The organism is Corynebacterium sp. 21KM1197 (assembly GCF_033783015.1).
In the GTDB taxonomy this organism is placed as follows: domain Bacteria; phylum Actinomycetota; class Actinomycetes; order Mycobacteriales; family Mycobacteriaceae; genus Corynebacterium.
Genome location: NZ_CP123907.1, coordinates 496674 through 511642, shown reverse-complemented (window position 1 = coordinate 511642; position 14969 = coordinate 496674). Strand labels below are relative to the sequence as shown.

Below are 14969 nucleotides of genomic sequence, written 5' to 3'. Positions count from 1 at the left end.
CTGATAAGTTCGTTACCAGGTTGTGACATTACGAGGTTGAGGTTATACCTATACCCGGCGGGGCGGTAGCGCACCCGCCATATCCACGTCCGAAGATTACCCCCATACCGACACCGCGGGAAGAGGCGCACGCAAGGTGAGCAAGGATACACGCAAGGTGATGGCTTTCATCGCCGTGGGCATACTCGCCGCGGCGGCCATCGGCTTCCTCGTGTGGCGCGTCTCCATTCCCTCCGGCCCCGCCCCCCAGGCGCAGCCCCGGCACTCGGCCGCCGCCGATGCCACCTCCCTCACCCCCACCTCCTCGGAGAAAACCCGCGAGGAACACGAGGACACCGAGGGGAACGCCGACGCGGACGACGCCCCGGCAACGCTCGCCGCCGCGCAGCGTCGCGGAGGGCACCAGCGCCAACCCGAGGAGGCGCTGGCGGAATCCCCCACGGTGCTGCGCGCGGAGCCCACAAAGATCTACCGCCCCGATAGCGTCTCCGCGCAGCGCGCCGAGAACACCGATCAGGCCGCCGATACCCTCTTGGCCCAGGGCGCGCGGGGAGGCACCGACGCCGTGCCCACCGCAAGTACCCCGGTGAATAATCCCCGCGCGGGCGCCGAGGCGGTGGCCCCGGCCTCCCCAAGCCCCACCGATACCGCCTCCGCCGCACAGGACGGCACCGCGAACCCCACCGAGGACGGACGGCGCAATAACCTCCCGGTCATCCCTGAAATCTCCGAGGCTCTAGAGCACGCCCAGGAGGAACTCTCCCAGCTTCCCGGGGCCTCCCTCCTCCCCCTCGATGAGGAAACCCGGACGGAGGAACCAGAGGGCTCGGCCGAGCCGGAGGATACCGCCGCTCCCGCCACCCAGGAGCCCGTGGACCCCGCCGGTGCGGAGGACGCGGAACCGAGCGAGGACATGGCACCCCGCCGCGCGGATCACGGGGATGCCGATCGCGGGGACGCGGATCAGGCCACCTGGGAAAAGAACGCCCAGGAAAAGACCAACCAGGATCAGGCCAGCGCGGAACCGCACCCCACGGCCGAGCAGCCAGCCGAGCCCGCTGCCGAGGCCCCCGCCCGGACCGCCCAGGCCACCCCCACCAGCACGCCGGGTTCCTAAGAAACTTACACGCGCGCCCAGAACACCTCGGCCGCGCCACCCTCCACGCTGCACCACACGGCAGGCTCGCAGGCCGGAATCCACGCGGCCTCCCCGGCCGCGATGGTCTGCTCCCCCACTCGCACCTGCCCCCCCGTGCACATCACGATGGAGGGACCATCGTGCTCCACCACCATGCCCGAGTCACCCGGCTCGATCCGGTGGCGGCTGAGGTGAAACTCCGCGCAGGGCACCGCATAATACCCCTGGGAATCGCACTCCACGGTGGGCTCGGCCAGGGAATCAAAGGTAAGCAGCCGCACCAATTCCGGCACGTCCACGTACTTGGAAGTCAGCCCGCCGCGCAGCACGTTATCGGAGTTCGCCATGATCTCTACGCCCATGCCCTTGACGTAGGCGTGCAACTGGCCCGCGTCCAGGTAAATCGCCTGGCCGGGTTCCAGGTGGATGTGATTGAGCAGCAGGGCCCCCAGCACGCCAATATCGCCGGGATAGCGCTCCTGCAAGTCCAGGACGGTGGCCAGCACATCGCCAATCCAATCCCCGCGCCCCGCCACAGCCCGGGCGCGCTCCACGATCGCCTGGATCAACGCCGTGCGCACCGCATGGGGAATGGTGATCCACGTGGTGAAAAGCGCGCGCAGATTCACCGCCTCATCGCCCTGGGGATCGAGCATGGTGAGGTAGCGCTCCACCTCCGGGCAATCCAGGACCGCGAAGAGTTCCAGGGTGCGCGCCAGCGGCCGGAACCCCGCCATCGCGGTGAACTCTGTGAGCGCCACGATGAGTTCCGGCTTGTGATTATCGTCCTTGTAGTTGCGGTTTGCCGCCTCCAGGGCGATGCCCTCGGCGTTTTCCCGGGCAAAGCCCTCCTCCGCCTGCTCCTTGGAGGGGTGAGCCTGAAGGGAGAGAGGTTCTGCGGCCGCCAGTAGTTTGAGCAGGAAGGGCAGCCGATCCCCGAATGCCCCGCGCACCCGGGGGCCCAGGTGAGATTCCGGGTCGGCCGCGATGGCGGCGTCGAGGGCCTCCTGGGTGGCAACCAGCGTGGAGGGGGAAGCCGGGTGCGCCCCGTACCAGAGTTCCGCCTGGGGGTTCGTGGAGGGCACTGGCTCACCGCGCAGGCCGGGGATCAGGGTGCGCGATCCCCAGGGATAGGCGCGAATCACCCCGTTGAGCTTGTCCATGCGGTTTTCTCCTCCATCAATTTGCTTGGTCTACGCCGCGCCCAGCGGCACCGTGGCCGCGAGCGCGCGCACGATCAGGCACAGCGCCTCCGCAACGGGGCCGTGCGCCACGGCGGGCGCGGACTGCGCCAACCCGCCCGGAAAGTGGGCCTCCTCCGCCGCCCACACAACGACCTTCAAAGGTAGCATTTCCCCCTCTCCGTCGAGGAGGGGGTCAAAGAACAGATCGCGCTGCGCCACCGCACCGGCCACGTCCTGCGGCTCGGCCACCCCGCCGGGAATCTCATAGGCGCTCCACGAGCGCGCCACCACCTCGGCTAAGGCCAGGGGCACCGCGCCATAGCCGGTATGCATGACCCGCGCCCCCTCTACCCAGGAGCGGAGGTTGCGCGCCGGGTTCACGGATTCGTCCCGATCCGGGTGGACGCGGGCGATCTCCTCATCCATCGTGTCCGCCAGGTGCTCCATCCGGGAGGCCACCAGGCGGGGATCGTCCTCGGTGAGATCCAGGACGGCAGAGAGCGCGGCGATGGTGCGCGCCGGGGAGAGCGCGGGGGCGGCCTGCGGGGCGTCGAGAAGCACCGCGCGCTCGGGTGCTTCCGTGCGCAGCGGCCCCTCGGCGGGCCCGGCGTAGATCACCGTGGCCCCGCGCTGGGTGGCCACGGACATGGCGCGGGCGGCCCGCTCGTCCTCGGGACGGCTGCCCACCACCACGAGGGTATCCAGCGCGCCCAGGTAACCGGGGAGTTCGTGGACGATCACCACCGGCACGCGCAGGGGTTCCCTGAGCGCCACGAGGAGCCGGGCGCTGGCTTGGGCGATGGTGTCGGTAGCCAGCACCACCACGCTGCGGGGCCGCGCGCCGAGGAGATCGGGAACGCTGACGAGTTGGGCGGCGGTGCGCACCTGGGCACCCTCGTAGGCCACCCTGGTAAAGCGCATGGTCTCGGCGGACGGCGTGGTCATGCCCTCCAAGATAGCGCGCTTAGGCCCGAATGATGTCCAGAATCTCCGCCACGAGGGTATCCACCTCTGCCTGGGTGGGGGCCTCAAGGTTGAGGCGCAGCAGCGGCTCGGTATTCGAGGCGCGCACGTTGAACCAGGCGGGGGTGCCGGAAAGCTGAATGGTCACGCCGTCGAGGGTGTCGATGGACTCGGTGCGGTCCTTGAACGCCTCCACCACGGCCTGCGTGGCGGCCTGCTGATCGGCCACCGTGGAATTGATCTCCCCGGAAGCGGCGTAGCGGCTGTACTGGGCCATCAACTCGGAAAGTGGCTGTCCCGCCTCCTGCGCGCCCAGGGCCACCAGGACGTGCATGGCCGCCAGGATACCCGAGTCCGCGTTGAAGAACTCCGTGAAGTAGTAGTGCGCGGAGTGCTCGCCGCCGAATACCGCCCCGTGCTCCGCCATCGACGCCTTGATGAAGGAGTGCCCCACGCGGGTGCGCACGGCGGTGCCACCATTTTCCTCGATGACCTCCGGCACGGTGCGCGAGGTGATCAGATTGTGAATGATCGTGGCTCCCTGGTTCTCGCCCAGGTAGCGCTGGGCCACTAGCGCGCAGATCGCGGAGGGGGAGACGGGATTGCCCTGCTCATCGACCACAAAGCACCGATCCGCATCCCCATCAAAGGCCAGGCCGATGTCCGCCTTCTGCTCCACCACAAAGCGCTGCAAGTCCACCAGGTTCTTCGGCTCCAGGGGGTTAGCCTCATGATTGGGGAAGGTGCCGTCCAGCTCAAAGTACAGGGGGCGAATATCCAGGGGCAGGCCCTCAAACACCGCCGGAACCGTCAGCCCACCCATGCCATTTGCGGCGTCCACCGCCACCACCAGCGGCTTGATCTGGCTCAGATCCACCAGGGAACGCAGGTAGGCCCCGTACTCCCCCAGCACGTCGCGCTCGGAGACGGTGCCGCGCTCCCCCGCGTACTCCGGCACGCCGTTTACCAGAGCCTCGGTGATCTCGGCCAGGCCGGTATCCTGCCCCACGGGGCGCGCGCCCCGGCGGCACAGCTTGATTCCGTTATATTCCGCCGGATTGTGGCTGGCGGTAAACATCGCGCCCGCGCATTCCTGGGAGCCGGAGGCGAAGTAGAGTTCGTCGGTGGAGGTCAGGCCCAGCAGCACCACGTTGAGGCCCTGGCTGGTGGCCCCCTCCGCAAAGGCCCGCGCCAATTCCGGGGAGGAGGGGCGCATATCGTGCCCCACTGCCAGGGTGGTCTCCCCCTCCTCGCGCAGCAGGTGGGCAAAGGCCGCACCGGCATCGCGGACGAACTCCGCGTCAATATCGCTCCCCACCACGCCTCGAATGTCATAGGCCTTAATCACAGCGGTCACGGATTCACGGGTGCGCATAATAAGGGGATTCCTCCTGGAAGTTATTGGTGTTTTCCCTGGTTTATCTGGCGCACCCGCCCGGCCGGGCCCTCGCCCAGGCCCTGCTTAGCGCAGCGGTGCGCATTGCCATACCGCCTCAAGTGTAGCGGCATCCCCTCCCGAGCCCCCTGCCCCGGCGCCGCGCCGCGCACCGCGCCGGCCATCACGCCGCGCGCCGATACCTCCGATACGTTCAGTCCCTATTTACTCCGGCACTTCGTCATCACGCACCACCCGCAGGTGGGCGCGCCGTCGCTGCTTTTCCTCCGCCAGCCGCTTGGAGCGATGCACCGGGTGCACCGAGGTGTCCGGACGCAGCGCGTGATCGGCGGCCTCCTCGCCGCGCGGATCGTGCCCACCCACCAGCCCGGTGGAAAAGCGCCCCGCCTCGCGCACCGCCTCGGCCAGGGCCGTGAGGTCCTCGTCCTCGTCCATCTCGATTCCCTCCACCCGCAGCATCTCCCAGCCCAGGGGGGCGGTAATCCGCTCGGAATGGTGCGCGCACAGATCCCAGCTATGCGGCTCCGAGGAGGGCGCCAGGGGCCCCACCACCGCCGTGGATTCCGCGTAGGCATAGGTAAGCGTGGCTACCGCAGGTTTGCCGCAGCCGGGGCGGGAACAGCGACGAAATTGATTCACGCCCATAGAGTCTAGACCTCAACTTGAGATTTGAATACCCCACCGGCGCGCCCCGGCCACATCCCCGCGCGTCCCACGTAGGCTTGCGCCCATGTACACCAGGGCCTTCCGGGATCGCCGCGACCGGGGGTTGCGCGGCCCGTTGCTTCCCTCCACCCTGCCGCGTTACCGCCGCAGGGGGCAGCTTTTCGACGCCGCCGTGCTCGAAGCCTATGCCCCCCTCGCCACCCAGTTCTACGAGCAACTAGCCAACCTCGACGTGGCCGTGGACACCGTGCCGCGCATGCAATTGCGCCCCGACCTCACGGTGCTGCCCCCCGAGATCGTGGCCGACGGCCCGGTTCCCCTGGGCCGGATCATTCCCGCCGGGGTGGACGCGGCGGGCAACCCCACCCGCTCCCGGATCGTGCTATTTCGCATGCCCATCGAGCACCGGGTGGAAAGCACCGAGGAATTGCAGGAACTCCTTTCCACCATTCTCACCGCGCTCGTGGCCGGGTACCTCAACATTGACCCACGCGATATTGACCCCGGATTCCAATGGTAATTTCCGGCCTCGCCCCCGCCCTCGGTTCCCTCATTCTCACCGTGATTCCCGGCGTTATTCTCGGCTCCCTCATCGCCCGGGTGGAGGCCAAGACTCCCCGGGCCGTTTCCGCGCGCGGCACGGTTTCCTCCCCATTGCTGGGAATATACGGCACGCTGGCGGGACTGGTCACCGGCATCGCGGTCTTTAACTTCCTCCCCTGGCCACACCCCTTCCTCTACGTCGCGCTGATCCTGCTCGCTGCCCTGCTGGGCACCGCGCGACTGGCCCGGCGCACCATCGGCGGGCCGCTCGCCGCCGCCCTGGGCGCAACCTTGGGGGTGAGCCTGTACAACCCGATCTTCTTTATGACCGGGAGTTCTTATCACGATCCCGATGGCTTCTGGCTGGCCGGGATCATAGTCACCTGGGTACTGTGCGGCGTGCCCCTTTTCCTGGGATGCATTCCGGCCATGTATCTGGCCCGCCGCGCAGGGGCCAATCAGCGGGCCAATCAGCGGGCCGATAAATAAAGCGCAAGAAAATAACGCCGTCCCCGCTACCGCATAATGCGGCGGGGACGGCGTTTTCTCACACCCTATTTTTACTCAGGAAATCTCACGCCTTAGGCGGCGGCGCTCGCGGTCAGAAAGCCCGCCCCAGATACCAAAGCGCTCGTCATGCTCCAGGGCATATTCCAGACATTCATCGCGCACCCCGCAGGCACGGCAAATGCGCTTTGCCTCCCGCGTGGAACCGCCCTTTTCCGGGAAAAACGCCTCGGGATCGGTCTGCGCACACAGCGCCTGATCCTGCCATTCCTGCTCTACCGCCCCGAAAAGATCATCAAGAGTGAGCTTGGCGGTGGTTCCGCCACGGAGTGTGGCGTCATCGGCCATGTCTTCCACGCCACGGTCCCTTCTCCGTACCCAACAGTTGCTTACAACGTTGAGATTCAACACCACGTCACTACATATCGTCAAGCCATATGCCGCCTTTTTGCCACCCCTTTTCCATTCGGGCACGTCAGCAACACCATTAACCACATTAGTCACAGCATTTACACGCAGGGGGTGGCCGCCAGGGGTACTACATGTAGTGGTGGCTAGTTTTCTGTGCACTACCCACAGAAAACTAGCCTACGACTGAAATATCAGACATGCGGCGTGACAGCGGGCGGCGGACTATCGGCCACCACCCAAGCCTCAAAGCCCATCTCAGGCGTCCGTGGAGAAGCGAATCCCGCCGTCGGGGATCACCACGCCGGGCCACACCCGCATGCCGTCGAGAAGCTCGCAGCGCGCCCCAATCTGCGCGCCCTCCCCGATCACGCAGCCCTTAATCCGGGCGTTGGCCCCCACCCGCGCGCCGGAGGCGATGATGGAATCCTCGATCACCGCCCCCGGTTCCACGGTCACGCCGTCAAAGATCACGGAATCATCAATGCGCGATCCCGCGCCGATCTCGCTGCCGCGTCCCACCACGGTGCCGCCCACCAGGATCACGCCATCGCGCACTCCCGCGGACGGGTCCACCAGGTGCTCTCCGGTGCGCCCCGCCAGCAGCGGCGAGGGGGCGATCCCGCGCACCAGATCGGAGGAACCGCGCACGAAGTCATCGGGGCGGCCCATATCCCGCCAGTAGGCGGCGTCCACGTGGCCGAATACCCGCTTGCCCTCCGCCAACAGGCCGGGGAAGGTCTCGCGCTCCACGGACACCACCCGGCCAGCCGGAATCTGCTCGATCAACTCGCGGCGGAACACGTAGCAGCCCGCGTTGATCTGATTGGTGGGCGGGTCCTCCGTCTTTTCTAAGAAGGCCTGCACCCGCCCCTGCTCGTCGGTGGGCACGCAGCCAAAGGCGCTGGGGTCGGCTACGCGCACCAAGTGCAGGGTGAGATCCGCCTCGCGCTCCTCGTGCGTGCGCAGCAGGGCCGCCAGATCCATGCCGCTGAGCACGTCGCCGTTAAAGACCATCGCGGTATCATGGCGCAGCCGCTCGTAGACGTTGCGGATGCCGCCGCCGGTGCCCAGGGCCTGCTCCTCCACAACGTACTCGATGTCCAGGCCAAAGTCCGAGCCATCGCCAAAGTAATCCTCAAAGACCTCCGCGCGGTACGAGGTGCCCAGCACCACGTGCTCGATTCCGGCGGCGCGAATCCGCGCCAACAGGTGCTCCAGGAAGGGGAACCCGGCCGTGGGCAGCATGGGCTTCGGGGTACTCGTGGTCAGCGGGCGCAGGCGGGTGCCCTTGCCCCCCACGAGGATCACGGCGTCGGTCTGCTTGGGATTCGGCATAGCGCTACTTTGTGGTTCCTTATTACTACAACGACATCACGCGCCCTACCACGATCGGCGGGACACAACGGGGATTATTTTCGCACGGCCCGCCCCCCTCTCATGTGACGGGACACGCCGATTCACCCAAGCAAAACGCCTATCGACGCCGCCGCGACCCCACCGCCGCGCCCCACCGCAGCATCTCCGCCCGCGCGCGCAGCCCCGCCCACAGCGCCGCGCGCACCGGCGCGCGCCACCACCCCGGCAGCCGATCCGCGAGGAAGCGATAGGCACTGGCGTGGTGCGCGGGCACCGTCACCGCGGAGTAGCGCCGGGCCACGTGCCCCTGATCGTGCTCGATCACCGCCGTGGGGCACAGCACGTTGAGCCGCCCGGCACGCCCCAGGCGATCGCCCAAGTCCACGTCCTCCATGTACATGAAGTAACGCTCATCGAACCCGCCCAGGGCCTCAAAATCCGCCCACCTCAGCAGCAGGCAGGAACCGGAAAGCCACCCGGCGGGGCGCTCCGTGGACATGTCCGCCCCCGCCTTATAGGCCCGCGTCCACGGGTTATTCGGCCACACGCCGCCAAGGAGCGCGTGCCCGATCCCGGTGCGCAGGGAGGGCACGGCCCGCGCCGAGGGATAGGCGCTGCCATCAGCCTGCCTAATCAGGGGCCCCACGGCCCCCGCCTCCGGCCAGCGGCGCGCGCACGCGAGGAGTTCATCAATGGCACCGGGGGTGAACTCCACGTCGGGATTGACCACCAGGAAGAACTCCCCGTTGATCTCGCCGCGCTCCCGCAGCGGCATGAGGTGGCGTGCCGCCGCGTTGATTGCCCGGCCATAACCGAGGTTTCCCCCGGTGGGCAGCAATTCCACCCCCGGCGCCACGGCAGCCTGCGGGGCACCATCGGTGGAGCCGTTATCCGCCATGACCACGCGCGTGGCCTGGCGCGTGGCGGGCTCCAGGGAATCCAGCAGAGCGGGCAGGTGCCGCCCCGGGGAGAAGGTCACGGTCATCACCGCGAGCGGGGCAGAGTCCTGCGTGGGGGCGGGCGTGGTGGGGCTCATGGTGCCAAAAGTGTAGCGGCGAGGGCGCGCGCCACCCCATCGCGCCACTCGGGTAATTCCTTCTGCGAGGCCAGGACGGACCACTCCGGCCGCCGCGCCGCCGTGGGATACTCCGCCGTGCTCACCGGTCGCACCCGCTCAGGATCATGCCCCGCCAGCTCAAAGGTGGCGCGCGCGAGGTCGTACCAGGTGGCCCGGCCGGAACCGGCCAGGTGCACGATCCCCGCCGGGGTCGCCCCCACCACCTCCCACAGGGCGCGCGCCAGATCCAGGGCAAAGGTGGGGCTGCCGGTCTGATCACTGACCACCCTCGGGTTCACCCCCTCCTGCGCCAGACGCAGCATGGTGCTCACAAAGTCCCGGTGTTCCGGCAGCAGGCGGCCGCTAAAGAGCCAGGCCGTGCGCGCCACCGTGTAGCCGCGCCACTGCGGATTGGCGGTGGCCACGGCGTCGATAGCCGCCTCCCCCGCCGCCTTGGTGGAGCCGTAAACGCTCGTGGGACACACCGGATCGGCCGGGATCAGCGCCCGCCCGGCGCGCGCGGCCCCAAAGACGTAATCGGTGGAGACGTGCACCAGGTGCGCCCCCTCCCGCACGCAGCGCCGCGCCAGGTACTCCGGAGCCAGGGCATTGAGCGCGGTGGCGGCCTCGCGCTGCTCCTCCGCGGCGTCCACGGCGGTAAAGGCGGCGGTGTTGATCACCACGTCCGCGCCGCTCAGCAGCGGGGAGTCCGCCACCTGCCGGGGGTCCGTGACGTCGAGAAGCCCCCGGTCGCACCAGGTCACCCGGGCCGTGCGCGGCGCGCTCAGCCGGAGGCAGCGCCCCAGTTGCCCCGCTGCTCCTGTGACAACCACCTTCACGGCGATAGACTCCTTGGGAGTAGATTCTTATGGGAATATGCCTCGGATCTTATACTCCGTCGGCGCCGCCGCTGCGCACCGGCCTCAACCCCCGCGCACCGGCCCCACCCGTCCCCCGGAGCACCTTGGAGCGTGAGCAGTGACTAAACATTCCTGGCCGCAACCGTCCTCGTCCTCCTCATCAAGGGCGTCCTCGCCGCGCCCCTCGCGCAATATCCAGGCACCCCCGCGCACCCGGATCAACCTCGCGCAGGCGGGCTCGCGGCCGGTCAAGACCACCCTCGCGGTGCTCTCCGCGCTCGTGCTGCTCATCTCCGCCCTGGGGTACTTTGCCGTGGGCCGCCTGGGCTCCCAGCTGGCCTCTGCCGGAAACCTCCACCTGGGCGGCAACACCTCCAAGGGCTCCGCACCCGACGGCGCCACCGACATCCTCCTGGTGGGCTCAGACTCGCGCACCGACGCCCAGGGCAAACCACTGAGCCGGGAGGAACTCGACGCCCTGCGCGCCGGCGTGGAGGACGGCGCCTACAACACGGACACCATCATGCTCATCCGCGTGCCCAACGACGGCACCTCCGCCACCGCCGTGTCCATCCCCCGCGATACCTATATTCACGATGACTCCTACGGCAACCTCAAGATCAACGGCGTATTCAGCAGCTATAAGACCGCCGAGGAGGACGAACTGCGCGCCGAGGGCATGACCGACGAGAAGCGCATTGACAAGCAATCCACCGAGGCAGGGCGCGCCGGGCTCATCTCCGCCGTCTCCGACCTCACCGGCATCGAGGTGGATCATTACGCCGAGGTTGGTCTGCTGGGCTTCGTGCTGCTTACCGACGCCGTGGGCGGCGTGGAGGTATGCCTCAACGAGGCCGTCAATGACGAGTTCTCCGGCGCCAACTTCCACGCCGGGCGGCAAACCCTCGACGGCCACCAGGCGCTGGCCTTTGTGCGCCAGCGCCACGGCCTGCCGCGCGGCGACCTCGACCGAGTGGTGCGCCAGCAGGCCTTCATGGCCTCGATGGTCAATAAGGTGCTCTCCGCAGGTACCCTCACCAATCCCGCCCGCCTGGGCGACATGAGCCAGGCCGTGGAACGCTCCGTGGTGCTCGACGAGAGCATGGACATCATGAGCTTTGCCACCCAGCTCTCCAACCTGGCCGGGGGCAACGTGGTGTTCAACACCATTCCGGTGACCTCCATCGACGGCGTGGGCGACTACGGCGAATCCATCGTCACCGTGGATCCCCCGCAGGTTCACGCCTTCATGCGCACCCTCCTCGGAGAGGACGATCCCGACTCTGCCGGGCACGCCACGGACGAGCCCGATACCTCGGAGGCTGATTCTTCCGACTCCTCCGCGCCCGAGCACCCCGCCACCCTCACCGTGCTCAACGCCGGTACCATCGCTGGCCTGGCCGGTTCCGTCTCCTCCTACCTCACCTCCGCCGGATACACCGTGGCGGAAACCACCAATGCGGTGCCGGGGGTTTATACCACCAGCCAGATCGTGGCCCCGCACACGGAGGATGAGGCCGCCCTGGAACTCTCCCGCAAACTGGGCGATATGCCCATCGTGGTGAACGAGACTCTCAGCCCCGGCACCCTCATCGTGGTCACCGCCGAGGACTACGCGGGCCCCCGGGACGATTCCGCCGACTCCGCCGATTCCACGGAGGCCACCCCAAGCACCGGGGCCACCACCCAGGCCACAGCACCCCGCGAGGAGGACGCCGTGGGTCAACCCGGCGCGGACTTTGGCACCGCCGAGGTGGCCCCGGAGATCGACGCCGGCGGCACCGGGCCGCGCTGCGTGAATTAGAGTTCGCCTACCATCGTGGGCATGGAACTCCTCGCCCACCTCTTAACGGCGGACCCCGCGCGCCCCCGGTTCACCGTCTACGACGAGCACACCCAGTCCCGCCTCGACTTTTCCGCCCAGACCCTGGACAACTGGGCGGCCAAGGTGGGCAACATGCTTTATGAGGAGTTAGACCTCGCCCCCGGCTCCCAGATCAACATCTCGCTGCCCTGCGGCTGGCAATCCTGCGTGATCGCCCTGGGCGCGATCACCGCCGGGGTGGACTACGCCTTTGGCGACGCCACCGACGCCGAGGTGGAGTTCTGCACCATAGACCGCGTGCCGGATAACCCCGTGGGCGACCTGGTGGTGGTCACCGACGACCCCTTTGGCCGGGGCGTGGTGGAAACCGGGGGCACCCTGCCCCCGGGCACCGTGGATTTTGGCCCCACCGTGCGCTTTTATGGGGAGCAATTCCTCTCCCCCACCCCGCGCCTGGCGGACCTCGCCGCGCGCAGCGATCTTCCCGCCGAAGCGCGCGTGCTCTCCACCGGCTGGATCGACACCCCCGGCTTCCATCGCACCGTTCTCGAGCCCCTGGCGGTGGGCGGCTCCGCCGTGGTGGTCTCCGGCATGGTCGCCGAGGAACGGCTCGGCACCATCGCGGAGATGGAAAAGACCACCCTGCGGCTCTGAGGCTCTGAGAAGCTCCGAAGTTGCGCTTCTAAGGGGCTCTCCGGGACGCACGGTAATCACACCCGTCACACAGTGGCGGGGAAAGTAACCGGCGCGAGATCACCCGCACGGTATCACCGGCGTGCCCAGCGCCGCACCGCCCGCCGCCACGCAATCCGCGCGGAGGAGTGAACCACGGCCGCCACCTCCCGGGCGTAGGTCACCGGCCTTCTCCGCCCCACGGTGGGGGCTGCCACCACCCGCATGGGCAGCCGCAGGTGCCAGACCCACAGGCGGGTGCGCCATACGTGAAAGCCATTGGTCACCACCACCCACCGTCCGGCGTGGGGAATGAGGGCGTGGGCGTTTTCCAGGTTCTCATTGGTAGATTCCGCCCGCTCCTCCGCTACGAGGTGCTCCGAGGCCACGCCGCGCTCCGCCAACCACCGCGCCATAGCGGGGGCCTCCCCCTTGCCGCTGACCACCACGATGGGTTTGCTTCCCGGTGCTGCGGCCTCGTACCGGGCCAACGCCGCCCGCAGGCGCGCCTCCAGCATCGGCCCCACGGCCCCCTTGCGTAGGCGCGCACCCAGCACCAACACCGGCATGAGTGGGCTATTCCCCCATGAGGCGTTGCTTGAGGGCGGCGTCCTTGCGCTCCACCTCGGCGGCCATATTCTCCTGGTAGGCCACCATCTTCTCGCGCAGGGAGTCATCCCCGGCGGAGAGAATCCGCACGGCCAGCAGGCCGGCGTTCTTGGCCCCGCCGATGGAGACGGTGGCCACCGGCACCCCAGCGGGCATCTGCACGATGGAGAGCAGGGAATCCATGCCGTCGAGGTCCTTGAGCGCGCGCGGCACGCCGATCACCGGCAGCGGGGTGGCCGCCGCCACCATGCCCGGCAGGTGCGCGGCTCCCCCGGCGCAGGCGATGATCGCCTTGATGCCCTGGTGGTGGGCGTTCTTGGCGTAGGAGAGCATGCGCTCCGGGGTGCGGTGGGCGGATACCACGCCCACTTCAAAGGGCACGCCGAACTCCGCGAGCACCTCGGCGGCGGGGGCCACGGTGTCCCAGTCGGAATCGGAGCCCATGATGAGGCCAACGAGGGGGGTCATGTGTGTGTCAATCCTTTCCGTCTTTTATTGGGGCTACCTCTTATTTGGGCTGCGCGGCCGCGTCCTCGACGGGCGCCCAACCATCGGCCCAGCGCCCGTGCACCAGGTAGTGCGCGGCCAGATCGGCCTCCCGCACGGTGGCGGAGACGTCCGAGCCGACGAGGTTGATGTGGCCGAGTTTGCGCCCGGGGCGGTGATCCTTGCCGTAGAGGTGGATCTTGGCTCCGGGGAAGCGCCGCCACACCTGCCTCATGCGGCTGGGTACCGGCTCGGCGGGTTCCTCGGGTGCGCCCAGGGTATTGACCATCACGGTCACCGGCGCGATGGGGCTGGTGTCCCCCAGCGGCATATCGAGCACGGCGCGCAGGTGCTGCTCGAATTGGCTGGTGGTGGAGCCGTCCTGGGTCCAGTGGCCGGTGTTGTGGGGGCGCATGGCTAGTTCGTTGATCCAGTACTGGCCGCCCTGGTCAAAGAGTTCCACGGCCAGCACTCCGGTCACGCCCAGGCGCTGCGCGATTTCCTCGGCCAGGGTACGCAGGGCTGAGTCGTCCTCGGCACTCATGCCGGGGGCCGGGGCGATGGCTCGGTGGCAAATGCCGTCCTTTTGCTCCGATTCCACCACCGGCCAGGCCGTCACCTCCCCGGAGGGGGTGCGCGCCACCATCGCGGAGAGTTCGCGGTCAAAGCGCACCTTTTCCTCCGCCATGAGGCCCACCCCCTTATCCAGGAGATCGGCCACCAGTTCCTCCAGCTCGGCGCGATCGGCAGGGAACCACACCCCGTGCCCGTCATAACCACCCCGGCAGGCCTTGAGGCACACCTGGCCCGCCACCTCCTGCTCGAAGGCCAAGGCCTCGGCCACGGAGGTCACGGCGCTAAAGCGCGGCACCGGGAAGCCCAGTTCCCGTAACCGCCGCCGCTGTTCCAGCTTGTCCTGGGCGTACAGCAGCGCCTCGGGGCGCGGCTGTACGCTCACGCCGGCGTCGATAAGCGCGCGCAGGTGCTCGCTGGGGACGTGCTCGTGATCGAAGGTCACCGCGCTCGCCCCCTCGGCGGCGGCGCGCAGGGCGTCAAGGTCGCGGTAATCCCCAAGGAGAACGTCGGCGGCCACCTGGGCGGCGGAGGCCTCGGGGGCGCCGGCGAGCAGGCGCACGGATTGTCCTAGTTCAATCGCGGCGGTCTGCATCATGCGGGCCAATTGCCCGTCTCCGATCACGGCCACCACGGGTTGTCCGGGGGCGTGGGCGGCGGGGTTTCCGTGGGTGTTCTTCTCGGTGTCCGTCACGCTGCCCAACTATAGTATGCGCCCGGTTT

General features: G+C 68.2%; 16 protein-coding genes. 5 read left to right on the top strand and 11 right to left on the bottom strand.

The window, feature by feature from the left end; genetic code table 11:
* Positions 1 to 136: 136 nt before the first annotated feature.
* Positions 137 to 1117 (top strand): hypothetical protein, encoded by a 981-nt coding sequence (locus OLW90_RS02570; RefSeq protein ID WP_319651208.1) that lies wholly within the window; start codon positions 137 to 139, stop codon positions 1115 to 1117.
* A 5-nt stretch (positions 1118 to 1122) separates the two neighbouring features.
* On the opposite strand, the gene manA is transcribed toward OLW90_RS02570, so the two are convergent.
* The 4 genes from manA to OLW90_RS02550 all read right to left on the bottom strand — a co-directional run bounded on the left by manA (position 1123) and on the right by OLW90_RS02550 (position 5326).
* On the bottom strand, positions 1123 to 2301 hold the full coding sequence (gene manA / locus OLW90_RS02565; protein WP_319651204.1) for a mannose-6-phosphate isomerase, class I: 1179 nt from the start codon (positions 2299 to 2301) through the stop codon (positions 1123 to 1125).
* A gap of 30 nt (positions 2302 to 2331) precedes the next feature.
* Positions 2332 to 3267 carry a hypothetical protein gene (locus OLW90_RS02560; RefSeq protein ID WP_319651199.1) on the bottom strand — a complete coding sequence of 312 codons (936 nt, stop codon included), beginning with the start codon at positions 3265 to 3267 and terminating at the stop codon, positions 2332 to 2334.
* A 19-nt stretch (positions 3268 to 3286) separates the two neighbouring features.
* On the bottom strand, positions 3287 to 4660 hold the full coding sequence (locus OLW90_RS02555; protein WP_319651194.1) for a phosphomannomutase/phosphoglucomutase: 1374 nt from the start codon (positions 4658 to 4660) through the stop codon (positions 3287 to 3289).
* Positions 4661 to 4885: 225 nt separating this feature from the next.
* A complete protein-coding gene (locus tag OLW90_RS02550; RefSeq protein WP_319651188.1) occupies positions 4886 to 5326 on the bottom strand; it encodes a DUF3499 domain-containing protein in 441 nt (146 codons plus the stop codon).
* A gap of 85 nt (positions 5327 to 5411) precedes the next feature.
* Between OLW90_RS02550 and OLW90_RS02545 the strand changes: the two genes are divergently transcribed.
* Positions 5412 to 5867 carry a metallopeptidase family protein gene (locus OLW90_RS02545; RefSeq protein ID WP_319651184.1) on the top strand — a complete coding sequence of 152 codons (456 nt, stop codon included), beginning with the start codon at positions 5412 to 5414 and terminating at the stop codon, positions 5865 to 5867.
* A complete protein-coding gene (locus OLW90_RS02540) occupies positions 5861 to 6379 on the top strand; it encodes a hypothetical protein (RefSeq protein WP_319651180.1) in 519 nt (172 codons plus the stop codon). Before OLW90_RS02545 ends, OLW90_RS02540 begins: the two co-directional genes overlap by 7 nt.
* 75 nt (positions 6380 to 6454) lie before the next feature.
* Here the strand turns inward: OLW90_RS02540 and OLW90_RS02535 are convergent, their stop codons facing one another.
* The 4 genes from OLW90_RS02535 to rfbD form a co-directional block, all read right to left on the bottom strand.
* Positions 6455 to 6745, bottom strand: coding sequence for a WhiB family transcriptional regulator (locus OLW90_RS02535; protein WP_413464497.1), 291 nt, complete (start codon positions 6743 to 6745; stop codon positions 6455 to 6457).
* 318 nt (positions 6746 to 7063) lie between these two features.
* Complete coding sequence (locus tag OLW90_RS02530; RefSeq protein WP_319651169.1) at positions 7064 to 8143, bottom strand: NDP-sugar synthase; 1080 nt, start codon at positions 8141 to 8143, stop codon at positions 7064 to 7066.
* 139 nt (positions 8144 to 8282) lie between these two features.
* Entirely contained in the window at positions 8283 to 9200 is a 918-nt protein-coding gene (locus tag OLW90_RS02525; protein WP_319651162.1) for a glycosyltransferase family 2 protein, read from the bottom strand.
* Entirely contained in the window at positions 9197 to 10060 is an 864-nt protein-coding gene (gene rfbD / locus OLW90_RS02520; protein ID WP_319651157.1) for a dTDP-4-dehydrorhamnose reductase, read from the bottom strand. Before rfbD ends, OLW90_RS02525 begins: the two co-directional genes overlap by 4 nt.
* 139 nt (positions 10061 to 10199) lie before the next feature.
* On the opposite strand from rfbD, the gene OLW90_RS02515 reads away from it, so the two are divergent.
* Together OLW90_RS02515 and OLW90_RS02510 are read left to right on the top strand one after the other, a co-directional pair.
* Positions 10200 to 11885 carry an LCP family protein gene (locus OLW90_RS02515; RefSeq protein ID WP_319651152.1) on the top strand — a complete coding sequence of 562 codons (1686 nt, stop codon included), beginning with the start codon at positions 10200 to 10202 and terminating at the stop codon, positions 11883 to 11885.
* Positions 11886 to 11906: 21 nt separating this feature from the next.
* Positions 11907 to 12560, top strand: coding sequence for a TIGR03089 family protein (locus tag OLW90_RS02510; RefSeq protein WP_319651146.1), 654 nt, complete (start codon positions 11907 to 11909; stop codon positions 12558 to 12560).
* A 113-nt stretch (positions 12561 to 12673) separates the two neighbouring features.
* Here the strand turns inward: OLW90_RS02510 and OLW90_RS02505 are convergent, their stop codons facing one another.
* The 3 genes from OLW90_RS02505 to OLW90_RS02495 are packed head-to-tail and all read right to left on the bottom strand — an operon-like array spanning position 12674 to position 14940.
* Positions 12674 to 13147, bottom strand: coding sequence for a YdcF family protein (locus OLW90_RS02505; protein WP_319651142.1), 474 nt, complete (start codon positions 13145 to 13147; stop codon positions 12674 to 12676).
* A gap of 7 nt (positions 13148 to 13154) precedes the next feature.
* Positions 13155 to 13655 (bottom strand): 5-(carboxyamino)imidazole ribonucleotide mutase, encoded by a 501-nt coding sequence (purE, locus tag OLW90_RS02500; RefSeq protein ID WP_319651136.1) that lies wholly within the window; start codon positions 13653 to 13655, stop codon positions 13155 to 13157.
* A gap of 40 nt (positions 13656 to 13695) precedes the next feature.
* Entirely contained in the window at positions 13696 to 14940 is a 1245-nt protein-coding gene (locus tag OLW90_RS02495) for a 5-(carboxyamino)imidazole ribonucleotide synthase (RefSeq protein WP_319651130.1), read from the bottom strand.
* Between the last annotated feature and the right edge of the window lie 29 nt (positions 14941 to 14969).

What these genes read in the sequence shown, in the direction of transcription:
- OLW90_RS02550 (WP_319651188.1), bottom strand. Translation starts at nt 5,326, where the DNA reads ATGGGCGTGAATCAATTTCGTCGCTGTTCCCGCCCCGGCTGCGGCAAA.
- OLW90_RS02505 (WP_319651142.1), bottom strand. Translation starts at nt 13,147, where the DNA reads ATGCCGGTGTTGGTGCTGGGTGCGCGCCTACGCAAGGGGGCCGTGGGG.
- manA (WP_319651204.1), bottom strand. Translation starts at nt 2,301, where the DNA reads ATGGACAAGCTCAACGGGGTGATTCGCGCCTATCCCTGGGGATCGCGC.
- OLW90_RS02545 (WP_319651184.1), top strand. Translation starts at nt 5,412, where the DNA reads ATGTACACCAGGGCCTTCCGGGATCGCCGCGACCGGGGGTTGCGCGGC.
- OLW90_RS02525 (WP_319651162.1), bottom strand. Translation starts at nt 9,200, where the DNA reads ATGAGCCCCACCACGCCCGCCCCCACGCAGGACTCTGCCCCGCTCGCG.
- OLW90_RS02555 (WP_319651194.1), bottom strand. Translation starts at nt 4,660, where the DNA reads ATGCGCACCCGTGAATCCGTGACCGCTGTGATTAAGGCCTATGACATT.
- OLW90_RS02510 (WP_319651146.1), top strand. Translation starts at nt 11,907, where the DNA reads ATGGAACTCCTCGCCCACCTCTTAACGGCGGACCCCGCGCGCCCCCGG.
- OLW90_RS02560 (WP_319651199.1), bottom strand. Translation starts at nt 3,267, where the DNA reads ATGACCACGCCGTCCGCCGAGACCATGCGCTTTACCAGGGTGGCCTAC.
- OLW90_RS02535 (WP_413464497.1), bottom strand. Translation starts at nt 6,745, where the DNA reads ATGGCCGATGACGCCACACTCCGTGGCGGAACCACCGCCAAGCTCACT.
- OLW90_RS02530 (WP_319651169.1), bottom strand. Translation starts at nt 8,143, where the DNA reads ATGCCGAATCCCAAGCAGACCGACGCCGTGATCCTCGTGGGGGGCAAG.
- purE (WP_319651136.1), bottom strand. Translation starts at nt 13,655, where the DNA reads ATGACCCCCCTCGTTGGCCTCATCATGGGCTCCGATTCCGACTGGGAC.
- OLW90_RS02540 (WP_319651180.1), top strand. Translation starts at nt 5,861, where the DNA reads ATGGTAATTTCCGGCCTCGCCCCCGCCCTCGGTTCCCTCATTCTCACC.